The sequence below is a fragment of the Vibrio ponticus genome, from assembly GCF_009938225.1.
GTDB lineage: Bacteria > Pseudomonadota > Gammaproteobacteria > Enterobacterales > Vibrionaceae > Vibrio > Vibrio ponticus.
In genome coordinates this window covers 394,469-413,792 of record NZ_AP019657.1, presented here as the reverse complement: position 1 = coordinate 413,792, position 19,324 = coordinate 394,469, and the positions used below count along the sequence as shown (strand labels likewise).

The following is a 19,324-nucleotide window of genomic DNA, read 5'->3' as shown; positions in this document are numbered from 1 at the left end:
TCATAAGCCAAAAACTCCCGCTTGGTATGAGCATTGTTGGATGGCAAGATGGCTACCCAATAGAAAAGGCGCCATTTACGGCGCCTTTTTACACAAATTGAGACTGTTAAAACTTAGTTTTCAGTTTTTACTATGCCTTCAATGCTTGATCGAGGTCTTGCAGAATATCTTCAATATGCTCGATACCAACAGACAAACGGATCATCTCTGGTGATACGCCTGCCTGGCGCTGCTCAGCTTCATCCAATTGTCGGTGCGTGGTAGAAGCTGGGTGACAAGCCAGTGATTTTGCATCGCCAATGTTCACCAAGCGTTTGAAGATCTGCAGCGCATCATAAAAACGCACCCCAGCTTGATAACCATCTTTCAGACCAAATGACAAAATTGCCGATGGCTTACCTTGCATATACTTTTCTGCCAACGGATAGAATGGCGAGTCTGGCAAACCAGCATAGCTCACCCAACTGACTTTCTCATGCTGTTTCAAAAACTCTGCCACTTTAAGCGCATTTTCCGTATGGCGCTCCATTCGTAGTGACAAAGTCTCTAAACCTTGCATCAACATAAAGGCATTCATTGGTGACATGGCTGAGCCGGTATTACGTAAAGGCATTCATTGGTGACATGGCTGAGCCGGTATTACGTAAAGGCACAGTACGTGCACGACCAATAAAGGCAGCGGGACCAAATGCTTCGGTGTACACCACGCCATGATAAGAAGGCTCCGGTTGGTTAAATACCGGGAAACGTTCCTTGTGCTCTGCCCAAGGGAATTTACCTGAATCAACAATAATACCGCCAAGAGTCGTACCATGCCCGCCGACATATTTTGTCAGCGAGTGAACCACAATATCAGCACCAAATTCGATTGGCTTGCACAGCGCTGGCGTAGCAACGGTATTATCGACAATCACAGGGACACCTTGTGCGTGGGCAAGGTCAGCCACTCGCTCGAGATCGATAATGTTTCCAGCAGGGTTGCCGATACTCTCGCAGTAAACCGCTTTGGTTTTCTCATCAATCAGTTCCGCTAAGCTCTCTGGTTTATCATCTTTAGCAAAACGAACCTCAATACCCTGTTTTGGCAGCATATGCGCGAATAAGGTGTAAGTACCCCCATATAACTGTGGTGTAGAAACAATATTGTCCCCAGCCTCGGCTAACGTAAGAATCGCGTAGTTAATCGCCGCACTACCTGCGCTCACCACCAAACCTGCAATCCCCCCTTCTAGCGCCGCCATGCGCTTCTCAAGAACATCATTGGTCGGGTTCATAATGCGCGTGTAGATATTACCCGGTACTTCCAAGTTAAACAGATCCGCACCATGTTGTGCGCTATCAAACTCGTAAGCCACGGTCTGGTAGATCGGTGTTGCTACCGATTTAGTGGTTGGATCGGTTTCGTAACCAAAGTGAATCGCTAACGTTTCGTCTTTCATAATTCATCCATGAGAATTGCTGTGAAACTTTGATAATGCGCCTTTCTTACTGGTGAATAAAGCAGCAAGAAAAAGAGTTTTGATATCGGTCGTTAAAAACAATTTTATCAATAGCGTGATCTTGTAGCAGTCACGGGCGTAGGAAACCCTGCTAGCAGTAAGTGAATTATGGAGTTGTGTGCCTAGGAATACAGGCTCCCTACCATAGAGAAAATATTATGAGAAAAGTGATTTCAACACTGTGTCTACTATCAGGTTCGCTATTTTTAAGTGGATGTGATGATGACAACAATGACAACACAAGTACGCTAGCAGCATCTCTTCAGCAAGAGGGGACAACTTCTCTTCAAGCGGTGCATGCCTCGGCTGATGCCCCTCGAGCGAACGTAATCATCAACGGTAATCCGGTGCTTGAAGGTGTCGACTACGCCCAAGGTTCCGGCTATTTGGCAGTGCCAGCTGGTCTAAATACTGTCCAAGTGGATGTCGCGTTGCCTGGCAACAGCACTGCGACCGTCGTACCCGAAACTATTGTCGATTTGTCACCTGACTTGCGCTATACCGCTTTCGTGGTTGGAGATGCGGATGGCAGTCCAAATGCCGTCGAACCCCTCATCGTTACTCGCCCCGCGATTGGACAAGCAAACAGTCAAACACTAGACGTTCAAGTGGTTCATGCTGCTTCAGGTGTCGGTGACGTCAATCTCTATGTATCTACACCAGGCGTTGCCCTTAGTACGCTAACTGCAATTGATACCCTTGCCTTCAAAGACGCAACCACTGTTTTAAATATTCCTGCCGGAGATTATCAAATTCGTTTAGAGACCGTGTCAGGTGGCATTGTTGCCTTTGACTCTGGTCCGGTCACGCTGGCAGCAAACAGTGAACTGACGGTTGCTGCCGTGCCTCGCGCAGATTCCAACCCTGCCTCGCCGGTCAAATTATTGATCCTTGATGGCAGTGGCAGTAGCGTCATCTTTGACAATCGAGAACCAGCAGAAACGCGCGTTGGTCACCTCATTGACGGTGCACCTAATGTCGATGTGTATGCTAATAGCGGCGTCATCAACGGCTTAACTGATGTCGCATTTAAAACCATCAGTCCGTATCTCGAACTTACCGCAGGCAGTTACGATTTAGAAGTGTTCGCAACGGGTACTAATACTAATGCCTTTATCACAGCGAACGGCGTAGCTTTAAATGGCGGAATTGATTACTCGGTTTTTGCGGTAGGAACACCGAACAGCCCAGAAGCGCTTGTTGTAGAAGATAACCGCCGCGCTGTCGCAACCAGCGCTGTACTTAATGTGACTCATGCAGCTGCAAACCCTATCGCAGCATCTGTAGACGTTTATCTTACAGCCAATGCCTCCATCACCGGAGAAACACCGGCACTAGAAGACTTTGCCTTCAAGCAAACCGTCAGCGGCATCTATGTGCCCGCGGGTGATTACTTTGTCACAGTGACTGTGGCAAATGATCCCTCAACCATTGCCATTAATGCAGTCCCTATCACGCTCACTAATGGCGCGGTATACCAAGCTACCGCCATCGATGATAGCGCTGGCTCAGGTTTCAATCTCATTGCCGAAGCCATTACTGACTAAGATTTTAACTCAGCATTTCTTCACTAGGAGGCTTTGAACAGCCTCCTTTGCGATCCAACAATCCATCTAGCATTTACCACTAATTTCTGACTATAAGGCAGAGATGTTTACCTCCAGCCAGTGCAACCAATAACCCATTCATATTGCTGCATAATAAATCACAACAACGTTAATATTACGAATGGATCTTTAAACTGCCTATTAATCGCCTAAATGGATTAACAGTTTAGATTTTTGTGCTATTCATCACTAACTTCACAAATATAGCCTTTTTAATTTAACATTGGCGTTACATAAGGGTTAACATCCATTCCAAATAAAATTACAACAAACACAACATCTCGATTACAACCATCACTAACAGGGAAAATGCTTATGCAGTCTTTAGTTGATTTTCTGAATGGAATCATTTGGAGCCCCGCACTGATTTACTTGTGCTTGGGCGCCGGCTTGTTTTATTCGATCATTACACGCTTTGTTCAAATCCGTCATTTCTTTGAAATGTGGCGACTACTCTTTTCAGGTAAAAGTTCCAAGAAAGGTATCTCATCTTTCCAAGCTCTTGCCGTCTCACTTTCAGGTCGCGTTGGTACGGGTAACATTGCAGGTGTAGCAGCCGCTATCGGTTTTGGTGGTCCAGGTGCGGTATTTTGGATGTGGATGGTTGCCTTCTTTGGCGCCGCGACTGCCTATGCAGAATCAACCTTGGCACAAATCTATAAAGAAGATGACGATGGTCAGTTCCGCGGTGGTCCAGCTTATTACATCGAAAAAGCGATGGGGCAAAAATGGTACGCCTGGATCTTCGCCATCGCGACCATCTTTGCCTGTGGTGTACTGCTACCGGGCGTGCAATCAAATAGTATCGGTAATGCAGTAGAAGCTGCATTTGGCTCCGGTCAAATGATTGAAACTGCGGTTGGCACCTTCAGCTTTGCCAAAATTCTTACTGGTACCGTTATCTCTATCATTCTTGCCTTCATTATCTTTGGTGGCGTGAAGCGTATTGCCCACTTCACACAGATTGTCGTGCCATTTATGGCACTGGCTTACATTGTGACGGCATTCGTTATCATCCTGCTCAACATCAGTGCGGTTCCTGTTATTTTCGCCATGATCATCGAAGATGCATTCTCACCAATGGCTGGTGTTGGCGCTGCAATTGGTTGGGGGGTGAAACGTGGCGTTTACTCAAACGAAGCAGGACAAGGTACAGGTCCTCACGCAGCCGCTGCTGCAAACGTAGAACACCCTGCACAGCAAGGCTTAGTACAGTCGTTCTCAATCTATATTGATACTCTACTGGTTTGTCCTGCCACTGCATTTATGATTTTAATCACTGGCGCTTACAACGTACACGGTGCTAGTGAAGCGTTCTTGATTCAAAACGTTGCCGCTGAAATCAGTGCCAATGGTCCTGTGTTTACTCAAATGGCGATTGAAAGTGCACTACCTGGCGTAGGTAAGCCATTTATTGCTGTCGCGCTGTTCTTCTTCGCCTTCACCACTATTCTGGCTTACTACTATATCGCAGAAACCAACATCGCTTACATCCGTCGCACTTTCAAAGTCAGCGGTCTGATGTTCATTCTCAAACTGGTATTAATTTCTGCGGTATTCTACGGCACTGTGAAAACCGCTAACCTTGCGTGGGCTATGGGTGATGTGGGTGTCGGTCTGATGGCATGGCTTAACATTGTCGGTATCTTGATTATTTTCTTCTTGTCAAAGCCGGCGATCAAAGCGCTAAAAGATTACGAAGAGCAACAAAAAGCAGGCGTAACAGAATACACCTTTAACCCGGTAAAACTGGGGATCAAAGGCGCTGATTACTGGGAAGATCGTTACCGCCGAGAGCATGGCAATCCAAAAGCGGCAGTAGATAAAGAAGTCGACGTAGAAGTGGTAAACAACACTTCATCATAAGAAAAGCAGTGGTATATAGCTGTAACTGTCCAACAGCATCAACGATGTTTAGGGCTTAAAAAAGGGGCTAACCAAATGGTTAGCCCCTTTCTTTTATCAAACTTTTAAGCGTTGATTACGCTGTTGCTTGCTCAGCTGCAACGATTGGCTTGATGCGCTTCTCACCGATTGGAAGAACTACGCGACCAAATTCGTTATTTAGTACTTGAGCCATTGCAAAGTAGATCGCGCTTGCGCCACAGAAGATACCTTCGATACCAGCGATAGTGCCGATTACTGTGCTACCAGTGAAATCGCGAGCTGCTAGTAGGAAGAATAGAATAGTTAGAGAACCAAACACAACTTGCTTCGCTGTTGGGTAGCATAGTGAGCCAATGAACATAAAGCCAGTGAAGATACCCCATAGAGTTAGGTACCAACCCATGAAGCTGTGTGGGCTTGGTTGTAGACCCATTTCAGGCATTACTAGTAGACCAACTAGTGTCAGCCAGAATAGACCATAAGATGTAAATGCAGTAGTACCAAACGTGTCACCACGCTTAAAGCACATCATACCTACAAGCACTTGACCTAGACCACCGTAGAAGATGCCCATAGCCAGAATCATAGAGTCAATTGGGAAAAAGCCTGCGTTATGGATGTTTAGCAGGATGGTTGTCATACCGAAACCCATTAGACCTAATGGTGCTGGGTTAGCCAGTTTTGTAGACATGGGGGCGTACCTTTCAAAAAATGTGATAAAAATTACGCGCAGATTTTAGTGGCGCCAACAGTAAACACAACAGCTAACGACTGAAAACTTATATTACACAAATAAACAATTCATCACATAACGATGAAAGTGCTGGCATTTTTCATGAAAAATCAGAAAAAACACGACAAAATGCAGTTAAAATTTCAATCCCACCCAGCAACATTCGCTCGAAAAAACAGCAACTTTCATGCTAATTGCTAACAAAACATACAAAAAAACCAGCCCCAAAGGCTGGTTTTACTGTTTTGATCTTTACGTCAAAGACGCAAACTTATTACCAAAATAATTGCAGCAGTCAACAATGGTGCTGCTACAAAGATAACGGTAATCTTATTCCCACTCGATTGTCGCTGGTGGCTTACCAGAGATGTCGTAAACCACGCGAGAAATGCCATCTACTTCGTTGATAATGCGGTTAGAAACCTTACCTAGGAAGTCGTATGGTAGGTGTGCCCAATGCGCTGTCATAAAGTCGATGGTTTCTACTGCACGTAGTGATACTACCCAGTCATATTTACGACCATCGCCCATTACACCTACAGAGCGTACTGGTAGGAATACGGTGAACGCTTGCGATACTTTGTCGTAAAGGTCTGCATTGTGCAGTTCTTCAATAAAGATAGCATCAGCACGACGTAGCAAGTCACAGTACTCTTTCTTGATCTCGCCAAGAACACGAACACCTAGACCTGGACCTGGGAATGGGTGACGGTAAAGCATGTTGTACGGTAGACCTAGCTCTAGACCAATCTTGCGCACTTCGTCTTTAAATAGTTCACGTAGTGGCTCAACAAGACCCATCGCCATATCTTCTGGTAGACCGCCCACGTTGTGGTGTGATTTGATCACATGCGCTTTACCTGTTTTAGACGCCGCTGATTCGATTACGTCAGGGTAGATAGTACCTTGCGCCAACCATTTAGCGTTTTTCAGCTTCTTAGACTCTTCGTCGAATACGTCCACAAATACGTGACCAATGGTCTTACGCTTCTCTTCTGGATCCGATTTGCCTTTTAGTGCTTCTAGAAAACGCTCTTCTGCATCAACTTTGATGATGTTTAGACCGAACTTGTCGCCAAACATATCCATTACTTGTTGACCTTCGTTTAGACGAAGTAGACCGTTATCAACAAATACACACGTCAGTTTGTCGCCGATTGCACGGTGAACAAGCATCGCGACTACTGAAGAGTCCACACCACCAGATAGACCAAGGATAACTTCATCGTCACCTACTTGCTCTTTGATACGTGCAACCGCATCTTCAATGATAGATTCAGAAGTCCATAGACGCTCACAGCCACATACGCCAAGAACAAAGTTCTCAAGCATTTGTAGACCGCCTTTGGTGTGCGTTACTTCTGGGTGGAATTGTACGCCGTAGTATTTCTTCTCTTCGTTCGCCATAGCAGCGTAAGGACAAGTGTCTGTCTCACCTACTTTTACGAAGTCTGCTGGGATTTCTACTACTTTGTCACCGTGGCTCATCCACACGTCTTGAGTAAGCTCAAGATCTTTAAAGATTGCAGATTCGCCAGAAACTTTAACTTGTGCGTAGCCAAATTCACGTTCAGTTGAACCTGCTACTTTACCACCTAGCTGCTCCGCCATAGTTTGCATGCCGTAACATACACCTAGTACTGGCACGCCAGAGTCAAATACGTATTGTGGAGCGCGTGGAGAGTTTTCTTCTGTTACGCTTTCAGGACCACCAGAAAGGATGATGCCGTCTGGGTTGAATTCACGAATATCCGCTTCTTCTACATCCCAGCTCCATAGTTCACAGTAAACACCGATTTCACGAACACGGCGTGCAACAAGCTGAGTGTATTGAGAACCGAAGTCCAGGATCAGAATACGTTGGTCATGGATATTTTTAGTCATTTTGAGCAGTCTTATAAGCTAGGTTATGAAAACGAGGCGAGTTTACCCGCCTCTTATCAATGCTTCAAGGAAAAAAGCAAACGTTTACGTCGGTTGTATTCTGGTAAAGAAATTAACCGCGACGGTAGTTTGGTGCTTCCTTAGTAATTTGAACGTCGTGTACGTGCGATTCAGCCATGCCCGCACCTGAGATGCGAACAAATTCAGCTTTAGTACGCATGTCTTCGATCGTTGCTGAGCCAGTAAGACCCATGCTTGAACGTAGACCACCCATTTGTTGGTGAACGATCTCTTTAAGTAGACCTTTGTATGCGATACGACCTTCAATACCTTCTGGTACTAGCTTGTCTGCTGCGTTGTCAGACTGGAAGTAACGGTCAGATGAACCTTGTGACATTGCACCTAGTGAACCCATACCACGGTAAGCTTTGTAAGAACGACCGTTGTAAAGAATCACTTCACCTGGTGCTTCTTCAGTACCAGCAAACATAGAGCCAACCATTACACATGATGCACCCGCTACGATTGCTTTACAGATGTCGCCAGAGAAACGGATACCGCCGTCAGCAATAACTGGGATACCGAATTCATTCGCTACTTCTGCCGCATCTGCGATAGCTGTGATTTGTGGAACACCTACGCCTGTAACGATACGAGTTGTACAGATAGAGCCAGGACCGATACCCACTTTAACTGCGCTTACACCCGCTTCAATCAGAGCACGAGCACCCGCACCTGTTGCTACGTTACCGCCGATGATGTCTAGGTTTGGATGCGCAGCGCGAGTTTCGCGAATACGGTTTAGAACACCTTCAGAGTGACCGTGTGAAGAGTCGATAAGTAGTACGTCAACGCCCGCTTCAACTAGCGCTTGAACACGCTCTTCGTTACCAGCGCCAGCACCAACTGCTGCACCAACACGTAGACGACCTTGCGCATCTTTACATGCGTTTGGTTTAGTTTCCGCTTTATGGAAGTCTTTCGCGGTGATCATACCGGTTAGTTGGAAGTCATCGTTCACAACCAGCACTTTCTCAACACGCGCTTCGTGCATTTTCTCTTGCACTTCAGCACGCTCTGCACCTTCTTTAACAGAAGCTAGGCGCTCTTTCGGCGTCATTACTGCTGATACTTTCTTAGATAGGTCAGTTACAAAACGAACGTCACGACCAGTGATAATACCCACTAGCTCGTTGCTTTCAGTTACTACTGGGAAACCAGCAAAACCGTGCTTTTCAGTTAAAGCAACAACATCAGCAATCGTTGCGTCAGGGCTTACAGTTACCGGATCGGTAACCACACCTGATTCGTACTTTTTAACCGCACGAACTTCCGCAGCTTGCTGCTCAATTGACATGTTTTTGTGGATAAAGCCAATGCCACCCTCTTGCGCTAGCGCGATTGCTAGACGAGCTTCAGTAACGGTGTCCATAGACGCCGAAATCATAGGGATGTTTAGGGTGATGTTCTTAGTTAGCTGAGTGCGAAGATCAGCAGTGTTTGGGAGAACAGTGGAGTGAGCTGGCACGAGTAGTACGTCATCGAATGTCAGCGCTTCTTTGGCAATTCTTAGCATTTGCAATATCTCACAATAGATAGGTAGAAAGAAAATCCAATCTCATCGTTTCGCATAATGAGCACAGAAAGTAAGGAAACTTTGCTGCATTTGGATTAGATATTGCGGTGGGATTATACGGTGAAGATTGACGCTTGACCACAAATTTTTTTAATTTTTTTCTTGCAATTACCCCCTTGCTATGTATTATATTGCCGCTAATTTCCATACTCACGCCTACGAGATTAGCTGTGTCATCTCTGACCAATCAAAATATCTTTACCGTATCGAGACTTAATGCAGAAGTACGCCTTTTGCTTGAGAATGAAATGGGGATCGTTTGGTTAGTTGGTGAGATATCTAACTTCTCTGCACCAGTCTCCGGTCACTGGTACTTCACTCTTAAAGATGCTCGTGCTCAAGTCAAATGTGCCATGTTCCGTGGTAACAATCGTCACGTCTCTTTTAAGCCGACTAACGGTAATCAAGTGCTAGTTAAAGCTCGCTTGTCGCTCTATGAGCCACGCGGCGACTACCAGTTGATCATCGAAAGTATGCAGCCAGAAGGTGACGGTCGCTTGCAGCAGCAATTCGAAGAGCTGAAGATGAAACTCGCAGCAGAAGGTTTATTTGCTCAAACCAGCAAACAGCCTCTGCCTGAGCATCCAAAGTGCGTGGGTATTGTCACCTCGAAAACTGGCGCTGCGCTATTCGATATTCTTGATGTGTTAAAGCGTCGTGATCCTTCCCTACCCGTCATCATCTATCCAACTATGGTGCAAGGTGAAGAAGCGGCGATTCAAATTGCTCAAGCGATTGGCTGTGCCAATAGCCGTAACGAATGTGATGTGTTGATTGTCGGTCGTGGTGGTGGCTCCCTAGAAGATCTGTGGTGTTTCAACAATGAAATCTTGGCGCGTACCATTGCGGCAAGCCAGATCCCGATCATCAGTGCGGTCGGTCATGAAGTTGATGTCACCATTGCAGACTTTGTTGCTGACATGCGTGCGCCAACACCTTCTGCGGCCGCAGAGCTGGTTAGCCGTGATAACAGCCATAAAGCGCAAGGCTTAGCGACTCGTGAACAGAAACTGTTTACGGCGATGCGCTACTACTTTGCTGAGCAAAAACAGAGCCTGCGCCAACTAGAGCACAGATTAGACAGACAACATCCAAATCAGCAGTTGCAGCGTCAAAGCCAGCAGCTTGATGATTTAGATGCGCGCCTTCAGCGTGCGATGCAGCGCTTTATTGCTCAGCATCAGCAGAAAATCGAGCGCCAGCTGCACCGTATTCAACTCCATTCGCCAACCAAACGCCTCAGTGCACAGCAGGCAACTCTTGCTCGCCTTGAGCAAAAGCTATTCGATGCGATGGACAGAAAGCTACTTAAATCTCGCCATCAACTGGCACTTGCGGCTGAAAAGCTCGATACAGTAAGTCCATTGGCGACACTCAAACGCGGTTACTCGATCACTCAAACTGAGCAAGGCGATGTGGTTCACTCTGCGCAAGACGTAAAAACGGGCGATACCCTGATCACCCGCTTAGCTGATGGCGAACTACGTTCAACCGTCAATTAATCTACTTTTTTCTCAAACTCGAACCGTACTCGCGACTTCGATTTCAACTCATTGCAGCTATTGCAAAAATAGTTCGCGGCTCCACATGCCTGCAACTTTTCCAGTTGTGCCTGACAATCTGGGCAATAACCAACCTTTAAAAATGACTCTGCGCAGTTGTTACAGTGGTAGTGACCTTGCCAATCAAGTTCTTGCTGGCATTGTGGGCACACATTATCACTCATTATTTTTCCCTCATGGTTCCACTGGATCCTATTGTGACGGTATGGTGCACATCACTCTATGATCTTTGTCACGTCAATATAGTCGTCACATTGCGAGCATCGATTAATTGACTAAAAAGCACTCTATCTGCCAAGATGATCTTCATAAGATCATCTGCTAAATCCATTTTGATCAGCGATCTACCCCAAAAAGAATATTTATATAACCACACACCGAAAGCATAAGTTACATATCCTGTTTTTGGATTTTAAACGATATTTAAATCTTAAATTAATCTATTAAAACCAACTTTTTAGTATTTAATAAAAAGATCGCATTAGACTGTCGCTGCAATTACATCGGTCTGCATTTCAATGTAATTTGGACTCGTTTCGCGCAGGCTCACTCTAATGCTCGCATACTCTTTCAGGCTGTGAACATGGGTGCCGCCACAAGGAATCTCAGCAAGATTGCCGTTGCCTAAATCACAGCGCCAGTAACGTGAGTCAGTTAATGCTTGCCCCTCACAGTGCATATTCACATCACCTCCTTGGGCTAACCAATCACTAACCATCTGATTTACATAATCTTCTATCGATTGAAGTTGCTCGGATACATCAGCACTATTGAGCCCGCGTTTGCGTAGAGTTTTGCCTAAACGATAACTGTCTACACATTTGTCGGCAGTCACGAAACTGGTCTCTTGCGCATAGTTATTAAAATCATAGCTACCAAGGGTATCTTTTCGATCGGCATCTTTACGCCAATAACCCTGCTCGGTGAGGACTTTGTTGAGAGCCAAAAAGGCAAGATGCCCGGCACTATGACCGCGACTTAATGCTTGCTGGTAGCTCTTATCAACCGATAAGACCAGGCTATCACCAGTTAAAAATACTGCGTTTGTATTTTCAACCACATGAACCACTACAAATGCCCAGCCTGCCTCATCGCGTTTTACCGGGATGGCTTTATCAACGTAGAGGGTATTAGTAGCAAGCTCGACGGCGCCAACGAAACAGTCGACTAACGAGTACTCGGTGCCATGCAATGCAAGCGTACCTTTATCGGCTGGGTGATCAGGCCAAATATGGCTGACAGGATGACATGGGGTTTTATCGGTAACGATATAAGTGACATCACCAGATGTTTGGCTAAGTTGGATTTGCGCGGTAAGTTGCCAAGTTTGATGGCAGAACTGGGTAATAGTTGGCGTTACATTCATTGTAATTTCGATTTGGTTATTCTGTAGAGATAAAAAAAGCGCCTACATTGTAGGCGCTTTTCAAGTAAATCGTTAGTGGTTACTTTTTACGGTTTTTAACCATGCTCATTAGGCGTTTACGGTTACGCTCTTGAGACAGTGTCATTTTAGTCGTTTTACCTTCAAATGGGTTTTCACTGTTCTGGAACTGGATACGAATTGGCGTACCCATGATCTCTAGCGACTTACGGTAGTAGTTCATCAAGAAACGCTTGTATGAATCTGGTAGTTCGCGTACTTGGTTACCGTGGATAACGATAATTGGTGGGTTATAACCACCCGCGTGCGCGTATTTTAGTTTCACGCGGCGACCACGAACCATAGGCGGCTGGTGATCGTCGGTTGCCATCTTCATGATACGAGTCAGAACAGAAGTGCCTACACGTGTCGTTGCTGACTTGTATGCTTCTTGTACTGATTCAAATAGGTGACCAACACCTGTACCGTGTAGAGCTGAGATAAAGTGAATACGCGCGAAGTCAACGAAACCTAGACGACGGTCTAGCTCTTTCTTCACTGATTCTTTTACATCATTATCCAGACCATCCCACTTGTTTACTGCGAGAACAATCGAACGACCCGCGTTGAGTGCAAAGCCTAGCAAGCTTAGATCTTGATCTGAGATATTTTCACGTGCATCGATGATCAAAAGAACCACGTTGGCATCTTCAACCGCTTTCAGCGTTTTAACGACTGAGAATTTCTCAACCGTTTCGTTGATACGTGTACGACGACGAACACCCGCAGTATCAATCAATACGTACTCACGACCATCACGCTCCATCGGAATGTAGATAGAGTCACGGGTGGTTCCTGGCATATCGTAAACAACCACACGTTCTTCACCAAGAATACGGTTAGTTAGGGTTGATTTACCAACGTTAGGACGACCGATAATTGCCAGTTTAATTGGCTGATCTTGCAAGCGCTTGAATTCTGCTTCCGCTTCTTCTTCGCTGTAATCTAATTGTTCTTGCTCTTCGTCTTCAAAGTCAGTCAGGTCAGTGATCTCACCTTGAGTCTCTTCAGCGAATTTTTCTGCAAATGGGTTTAGCGCAAGGTCGATAAGCGCAGCAACACCGCGACCATGAGCGGCAGCAATTTGGTACATCTCTTCCATACCTAGTTGCCAGAACTCAGCGCTCGCTGCATCTGCATCGATACCATCAATCTTGTTTACTACCAGCATCGCTGGCTTTTCAAGTTTACGTAGGTGTTGTGCGATAGCTTCATCCGCAGCTGTTAGACCAGCGCGACCGTCTACCATAAATAGCACAACATCAGCTTCATCAATCGCCGCTAGCGATTGCTGAGCCATTTTTGTTTCTACGCCTTCTTCTGTGCCATCGATACCGCCGGTATCGATCACAATAAATTCATGCTCACCAAGCTTAGCTTGGCCATATTTACGGTCACGAGTTAAGCCAGGGAAGTCCGCCACTAGCGCATCACGTGTACGAGTTAAGCGGTTAAACAACGTAGACTTACCTACGTTCGGACGCCCTACAAGAGCAACAACAGGAACCATAACAACCTCTACAATATTCTATTCTTATGTAGTTATAGGTAACGACTGACAAGATTTCCTCTCGCCAAATTGTTACCTATAGCAACACTACTATTAATTAAATCACTGTTTTATATAAACAAAACGACTCCTAACTGTCACCAGCCAGGAGCCGAATGTGAATTATATCACGAAATTATTCGCTGAGCGTTAGTTTCTTTACATTGCCATTTCGGGTTGTAATAACGAAACCATCATCAAGTGCAACAGGCGCAACCGCGAAACCGTCACCGCCCTCTTTTTGCATTGAAACAAACTCACCGGTGCTGCGATCGACCCAATATAGGTAGCCTTCGCTATCACCAACCACTAAATAGTCACCCATCACTTTAGGCGCAGTCAACAAACGGTGCTCTAACTGCTTGTTTTTCCAAAGTTCGGTACCACTACGCGCATCGACAGCAACTAAGTGATCTTTATCAGTCACGAGGAAAATACGGCTACCATCGTTAGCCATATCCGTTGCAGAAGAGTAAGTACGTTTCCAACCTGGTTGACCAGAACGCAGATCAATCGCGGTTAACTGACCATTGTAACCCACCACGAACAAAGTACTGCCCATCAGCATTGGCGATGCATCAACATCAACAATACGGTCAATCTCAGTCGCGCCTTTAGGCGTACCAATTGGCTGTTGCCAAATCAGTTGACCACGTTGAACGATAGCGGCAGCAAGTCGACCATTAGCCGTACCCCAGAATACACCACCAGAAATAGTGGTTGGTGCACTGGTACCGCGCAGTGTCAGCGTTGGCACTTCAGTGCTGATCGCCCACTTCTGCTCACCGTCTTGCTGATCTAAAGCAATCAACACACCTTCACTGGTATGTACCATGACTAAGTTGTCATCAGTTGCTGGTGCTGATAGCACTTCACCTTGAACTGAAGTGCGCCACAATAGCTCACCCGTTTCTTGATTCAGTGCAATCACTTCGCCATTTTCGCTACCGATAAATAATTTATCGTAAGCTGGTGAGATACCACCAGATAAGCGAGCGGGTACATCATCTTCTAGATCAATTTGCCACAGCTCGTCACCGGTTTGGGGATCCAGTGCTTTCACCTCACCGTTGCGGCTTGCAACAAATACTTTGCCGTAAGCATATGCCGGTGCCAGCTTAGAGAAGTACTGCTCGACACCATCGCCAATAGAAGCACGCCAAGCCGATGAAGTGGTAAATTCGTTATCCACTTGCGGTACTGGCGCCATGATGATGGTATCTTCTTCACTCGCACAACCAGCCAATACGCTGATGACTGCAACTGTCGTCAATGCCTTATTCAGCAATTTCTTCATGCAACGTGCCCTTACTTGGCTAGATCATCCAATTTCATTTGTAGTGCTTCGCTTGCATCACCCGCTTGTTGTGCTTCTGTGTATGCTGCGTATGCACCAGCTGCATCTCCTTTGCGCAGTAAGATGTCACCTTTTAGTTCTTCAACGCGACCAGCCCAACCCTCGTCAGTGATCTTGTCTAGTTGTGCGATTGCCGCATCAAACTTACCTTGCTCTGATTGCAGGCGAGCCAAACGGTAGTTAATTACTGCTAGTAGAGCTTGGTCTTTCGATGCCGTTGTTGCCCATTGCAGTTGTTCAATAGCCGCGTCCAATTGGTTTTCTTCAACTTGTACTTTCGCTAGCTGTAATGCCGCAAGAACTGAATATTCAGTCTCACCGTTAGCATCGATAAAGCTTTGTACTTGTTGTTCGGCTTCGCCACCTTGTGTTGCTAAGGTTGAAATTACTTTTGAGTAGCTTTCAGAAGCAGCTTCTTGAGCAGCAATAGTTGAATCCTGGTAGTAACGCCAGCCAAATAGACCGCCAAGACCGATTACAGCACCAAAAATGACTGCTTTACCGTTCTCTTTCCACCAATCTTTAATCGCTTCAACTTGTTGTTCTTCAGTATCGTAGAGTTCCACTTCCTGTCCTCTTAATATCACAAAAGTGGCGACTCTCATCGCCACTTTCTTAAACTTAAATTTGGTTAGATTAGCTCTGCTAGTTTCGCAATAACATCAGCTTGGCTGTAAGTCTCTTGCGTACCACCAACAAGGTCTTTCAATACTACGCTGTTGTCTGCCACTTCGTTCTCACCGAGAACAAGAGCAACCACCGCACCAACTTTATCTGCACGCTTAAATTGCTTTTTAAAGTTGCCACCACCGAAGTGGTTCATCACACGTAGACCTGGTACTTGTTCACGTAGCTGTTCAGCCAGCTTCATACCCGCCATCATAGTACCTTCGCCTGCAGTCACCATGTAAACATCAACACTGCGACGAACGTCGGTTAGTTCTAGAGTTTCTAGCATTAGCACTAGACGCTCAAGACCCATTGCAAAACCCACTGCTGGTGTCGCTTTACCGCCTAGTTGTTCAACTAGACCGTCATAACGACCACCACCACACACTGTACCTTGTGAACCTAGGCTTTCTGTGATCCACTCAAATACAGTACGGTTGTAGTAATCCAGACCACGCACTAGACGCTCATTTACTGTGTATTCGATACCAGCCGCGTCAAGAAGTTCACATAGACCTGCAAAATGTTGCTTAGATTCTTCATCTAGGTATTCAGATAGACGTGGTGCATCACCAAGGATCGCTTGTACATCTGGGTTTTTGGTATCCAGTACACGTAGCGGGTTAGTGTGCATACGACGTTTACAATCTTCGTCTAGCACATCCATATGTTGCTCTAGGAAAGCAATCAAAGCTTCACGGTAGTTAGCACGCGCATCAAGTGAACCAATTGAGTTCAGCTCAAGGCGCACATGCTTATCAATACCTAGCTCACGCCATAGACGCGCAGTCATCATGATAAGTTCTGCATCAACGTCAGGACCGTTTAGACCAAACACTTCCACACCACATTGGTGGAATTGACGGTAACGACCTTTTTGTGGACGCTCGTGACGGAACATAGGACCCATGTACCATACACGTTGTTCTTGGTTGTACAGCAGACCGTTTTCGATACCTGCACGCACACAACCCGCAGTGCCTTCTGGACGTAGCGTTAGGCTGTCACCATTGCGATCTTCAAAGGTGTACATCTCTTTTTCTACAACGTCAGTCACTTCACCGATTGCGCGACTAAATAGATGCGTCATCTCAACGATTGGCATGCGCATTTCGTTATAACCGTATGCGCTAATTACGTTCTTCACTGTATTTTCTAGCTTTTGCCACAGTGGTGATTGAGTTGGGAGACAATCGTTCATGCCTCGAATTGCTTGAATTGGTTTTGCCACAATATTTACCGTAATTTTAATTACTTCGTTGAGATTTAGTTTTGCACTTTAATTTCGATGCGATTGCTTTCATCCAGCACGGCTGCTTTCGCTCGAATTTTTGCTTCTAGCTGATTAACCAGATCGTCGTTGTCAAAACGCTCTTTCTGACGTTTACCATCTTCGTAAAATGCGCTCTTCTTGTTACTACCAGCCAAACCTAGGTGTGAAACCTCAGCTTCGCCTGGACCGTTTACTACACAACCGATGATAGATACATCCATTGGGGTAATAATGTCTTCAAGACGCTCTTCAAGCGCATTCACCGTACTGATCACATCGAACTCTTGACGAGAACAGCTAGGGCAAGCAATAAAGTTAATACCACGTGAGCGAATACGCAGAGATTTAAGAATATCAAAGCCAACTTTGATCTCTTCAACCGGGTTCGCTGCAAGGGAAATGCGCAGTGTATCACCGATACCTTCTGCCAGTAGCATTCCCAAACCTACCGATGATTTAACTGCACCAGCACGTGCTCCACCCGCTTCCGTAATACCTAAGTGAAGCGGTTGATCGATCTTCTTCGCTAACAGACGATATGAATCTACTGCGAGAAACACATCGGATGCTTTTACGCTGACTTTGAATTGATCAAAGTTAAGGCGATCGAGAATATCGACATGACGCATCGCAGATTCAACTAACGCTTCTGGTGTCGGCTCGCCGTACTTCATCTGGATATCTTTTTCCAGAGAACCACCATTAACGCCAATGCGAATCGGAATGTTCTTGTCACGCGCACAATCAACAACCGAGCGGATACGCTCTTCGTTGCCAATATTACCTGGGTTAATACGTAAACAGTCGACGCCATATTCTGCCACTTTAAGCGCGATACGGTAGTCAAAGTGAATATCCGCAACTAGCGGGATGTTCACTTGCTGTTTAATTAACTTAAATGCCTCGGCGGCATCCATGGTTGGTACAGATACACGCACGATATCTGCGCCAACATTTTCCAATGCTCGAATTTGTGCAACAGTCGCTTCCACGTCTGTTGTTCTGGTGTTAGTCATTGACTGCACCGCAATTGGTGCGCCATCACCAATAGGCACATCGCCCACATAGATTCGAGTCGATGGGCGACGTTTAATAGGAGATTCGTGTTGCATAATCTTTTCTAAGGTAAGGTGAATCTTGCTGCTTTGCCTGCAGTATACCCAGAAAGGTCGACAGTTTCACTCGCTAAGGTGATAGAAACGTTTTGTGGCGCACCTAAAATCACGTTGTAAGGCAATTTACCTTCAAGTTCTACGGCTTCACCACCACGTTTGATACCACTAATCAGTGTTTTACCTGTTGCATCTTTCACTTGTACCCAGCATTCGCCATTGAAACTAATCTCTAAGCGGTTAGCGACGACTTCTGGTTTGACAACTTCAGGTTCTACTGGCGCGGTGACTTCTGTTGCTGCTTCAGTGGTCGCTTCGGCAGCCGTGTCACTGCTTTCAACTACAGGCTCTTGGCTAGTTGGTTGGCTTTGCTCTGTGGCGGTGTCACTCGGTAACGTAACAGGCTCACTAGGCTCAGCGGAAATTTGATCAATAGCAGTATCAAGCTCAGGTTGTTGCTCTGTTTCAGCAACCAATGCACTGTCTTCTTCAATACTTAGCTCAAGGGCGTCTTTTTGTTGATTTTGCCACCACCATACCGAAGAGATGGCAACAATAACGATCACAATACCCCAAGTTAATGCCATGATACGGCTGTCATGCTTTTCACGATTGGTCTTGCGTGAAAAGCTCTTCATTTCTTGTTCTTGTGGCGCTTGAGTACCGACCGTTGCATCCAGAGCCGCTAATACCTCAGCTTCATCGGCATTGACTACTTTGGCGTATGAACGCAAATAACCACGTGTAAATGTCGCGACTTGATCCGGTTCAAACTCGTTTTTCTCAATTTGCTCAATGATGGCTATGCGAAGACGTAAACGGTCAGCCACTTGTTTTTTACTTAACCCAGCCTCTTCGCGCTTTAGCTTTAAAATCGTGCCAGGCTCAATGTGAAATTTCTCTGTGTTCTCTTCTACAACTGCAGTCGGTTGCTCTGTATTCATGTTGTTGTGTCTCTCGTGTCACTTCAGGTCAACCGGTCTTGGTTATTTTTAGTTGGTAGTTGGTTAAACCTAATGTTGGTAAGTTTGCTAACTAATTTATCAGTTAAATGCATCTTGCAGACAAGATTAGAGAATGTCACTGATAAAATTGTTACGACTGTTCCTTAAGAGTTTAGTTAAACGTCCAGA

The 19,324-nt window shown here is 45.8% G+C and carries 14 protein-coding genes and 1 pseudogene; 3 read left to right on the top strand and 12 right to left on the bottom strand.

What is annotated here, in order from left to right; all coding sequences use genetic code 11:
- Nucleotides 1-130 precede the first annotated feature (130 nt).
- A pseudogene (locus GZN30_RS01790) lies at nt 131-1,439 on the bottom strand (O-acetylhomoserine aminocarboxypropyltransferase/cysteine synthase family protein).
- A 218-nt stretch (nt 1,440-1,657) separates the two neighbouring features.
- On the opposite strand from GZN30_RS01790, the gene GZN30_RS01785 reads away from it, so the two are divergent.
- Together GZN30_RS01785 and GZN30_RS01780 are read left to right on the top strand one after the other, a co-directional pair.
- Nucleotides 1,658-3,046 (top strand): DUF4397 domain-containing protein, encoded by a 1,389-nt coding sequence (locus GZN30_RS01785; RefSeq protein WP_075649002.1) that lies wholly within the window; start codon nt 1,658-1,660, stop codon nt 3,044-3,046.
- Between the two features lie 375 nt (nt 3,047-3,421).
- Nucleotides 3,422-4,972, top strand: coding sequence for an alanine/glycine:cation symporter family protein (locus tag GZN30_RS01780; RefSeq protein ID WP_075649001.1), 1,551 nt, complete (start codon nt 3,422-3,424; stop codon nt 4,970-4,972).
- A gap of 115 nt (nt 4,973-5,087) precedes the next feature.
- Here GZN30_RS01780 and GZN30_RS01775 read toward each other — a convergent pair whose 3' ends face one another.
- From GZN30_RS01775 to guaB, 3 genes are all read right to left on the bottom strand, one after another.
- Nucleotides 5,088-5,684: an acetate uptake transporter gene (locus tag GZN30_RS01775; RefSeq protein WP_075649000.1), complete on the bottom strand. Its 597-nt coding sequence runs from the start codon at nt 5,682-5,684 to the stop codon at nt 5,088-5,090.
- Between the two features lie 372 nt (nt 5,685-6,056).
- Nucleotides 6,057-7,610: a glutamine-hydrolyzing GMP synthase gene (gene guaA, locus GZN30_RS01770; RefSeq protein WP_075648999.1), complete on the bottom strand. Its 1,554-nt coding sequence runs from the start codon at nt 7,608-7,610 to the stop codon at nt 6,057-6,059.
- A 112-nt stretch (nt 7,611-7,722) separates the two neighbouring features.
- Nucleotides 7,723-9,186, bottom strand: coding sequence for an IMP dehydrogenase (gene guaB / locus GZN30_RS01765; protein ID WP_075648998.1), 1,464 nt, complete (start codon nt 9,184-9,186; stop codon nt 7,723-7,725).
- 230 nt (nt 9,187-9,416) lie between these two features.
- Between guaB and xseA the strand changes: the two genes are divergently transcribed.
- Nucleotides 9,417-10,748 carry an exodeoxyribonuclease VII large subunit gene (gene xseA / locus GZN30_RS01760; protein ID WP_075648997.1) on the top strand — a complete coding sequence of 444 codons (1,332 nt, stop codon included), beginning with the start codon at nt 9,417-9,419 and terminating at the stop codon, nt 10,746-10,748.
- On the opposite strand, the gene GZN30_RS01755 is transcribed toward xseA, so the two are convergent.
- From GZN30_RS01755 to rodZ, 8 genes are all read right to left on the bottom strand, one after another.
- Nucleotides 10,745-10,972 carry a zinc ribbon domain-containing protein gene (locus GZN30_RS01755; RefSeq protein ID WP_075648996.1) on the bottom strand — a complete coding sequence of 76 codons (228 nt, stop codon included), beginning with the start codon at nt 10,970-10,972 and terminating at the stop codon, nt 10,745-10,747. The genes xseA and GZN30_RS01755 overlap by 4 nt on opposite strands.
- Nucleotides 10,973-11,289: 317 nt before the next feature.
- Nucleotides 11,290-12,174 (bottom strand): metal-dependent hydrolase, encoded by an 885-nt coding sequence (locus GZN30_RS01750; protein ID WP_075648995.1) that lies wholly within the window; start codon nt 12,172-12,174, stop codon nt 11,290-11,292.
- A gap of 79 nt (nt 12,175-12,253) precedes the next feature.
- Complete coding sequence (gene der / locus GZN30_RS01745) at nt 12,254-13,741, bottom strand: ribosome biogenesis GTPase Der (RefSeq protein ID WP_075648994.1); 1,488 nt, start codon at nt 13,739-13,741, stop codon at nt 12,254-12,256.
- 175 nt (nt 13,742-13,916) lie between these two features.
- Nucleotides 13,917-15,077 carry an outer membrane protein assembly factor BamB gene (gene bamB / locus GZN30_RS01740; RefSeq protein ID WP_075648993.1) on the bottom strand — a complete coding sequence of 387 codons (1,161 nt, stop codon included), beginning with the start codon at nt 15,075-15,077 and terminating at the stop codon, nt 13,917-13,919.
- An 11-nt stretch (nt 15,078-15,088) separates the two neighbouring features.
- The gene (locus GZN30_RS01735; RefSeq protein WP_075648992.1) at nt 15,089-15,703 is read right to left on the bottom strand and encodes a YfgM family protein; all 615 of its coding nucleotides are present in this window, start codon (nt 15,701-15,703) and stop codon (nt 15,089-15,091) included.
- A gap of 65 nt (nt 15,704-15,768) precedes the next feature.
- On the bottom strand, nt 15,769-17,037 hold the full coding sequence (gene hisS / locus GZN30_RS01730; RefSeq protein ID WP_075648991.1) for a histidine--tRNA ligase: 1,269 nt from the start codon (nt 17,035-17,037) through the stop codon (nt 15,769-15,771).
- A 35-nt stretch (nt 17,038-17,072) separates the two neighbouring features.
- Nucleotides 17,073-18,191 (bottom strand): flavodoxin-dependent (E)-4-hydroxy-3-methylbut-2-enyl-diphosphate synthase, encoded by a 1,119-nt coding sequence (gene ispG, locus GZN30_RS01725; protein ID WP_075648990.1) that lies wholly within the window; start codon nt 18,189-18,191, stop codon nt 17,073-17,075.
- Between the two features lie 8 nt (nt 18,192-18,199).
- Nucleotides 18,200-19,135: a cytoskeleton protein RodZ gene (gene rodZ, locus GZN30_RS01720; protein ID WP_075648989.1), complete on the bottom strand. Its 936-nt coding sequence runs from the start codon at nt 19,133-19,135 to the stop codon at nt 18,200-18,202.
- Nucleotides 19,136-19,324: the final 189 nt, after the last annotated feature.

Coding starts and splice junctions, on each gene's coding strand:
- rodZ (WP_075648989.1), bottom strand. CDS start 19,135: ATGAATACAGAGCAACCGACTGCAGTTGTAGAAGAGAACACAGAGAAA.
- GZN30_RS01775 (WP_075649000.1), bottom strand. CDS start 5,684: ATGTCTACAAAACTGGCTAACCCAGCACCATTAGGTCTAATGGGTTTC.
- guaB (WP_075648998.1), bottom strand. CDS start 9,186: ATGCTAAGAATTGCCAAAGAAGCGCTGACATTCGATGACGTACTACTC.
- GZN30_RS01780 (WP_075649001.1), top strand. CDS start 3,422: ATGCAGTCTTTAGTTGATTTTCTGAATGGAATCATTTGGAGCCCCGCA.
- guaA (WP_075648999.1), bottom strand. CDS start 7,610: ATGACTAAAAATATCCATGACCAACGTATTCTGATCCTGGACTTCGGT.
- GZN30_RS01785 (WP_075649002.1), top strand. CDS start 1,658: ATGAGAAAAGTGATTTCAACACTGTGTCTACTATCAGGTTCGCTATTT.
- GZN30_RS01750 (WP_075648995.1), bottom strand. CDS start 12,174: ATGAATGTAACGCCAACTATTACCCAGTTCTGCCATCAAACTTGGCAA.
- GZN30_RS01755 (WP_075648996.1), bottom strand. CDS start 10,972: ATGAGTGATAATGTGTGCCCACAATGCCAGCAAGAACTTGATTGGCAA.
- der (WP_075648994.1), bottom strand. CDS start 13,741: ATGGTTCCTGTTGTTGCTCTTGTAGGGCGTCCGAACGTAGGTAAGTCT.
- bamB (WP_075648993.1), bottom strand. CDS start 15,077: ATGAAGAAATTGCTGAATAAGGCATTGACGACAGTTGCAGTCATCAGC.
- ispG (WP_075648990.1), bottom strand. CDS start 18,191: ATGCAACACGAATCTCCTATTAAACGTCGCCCATCGACTCGAATCTAT.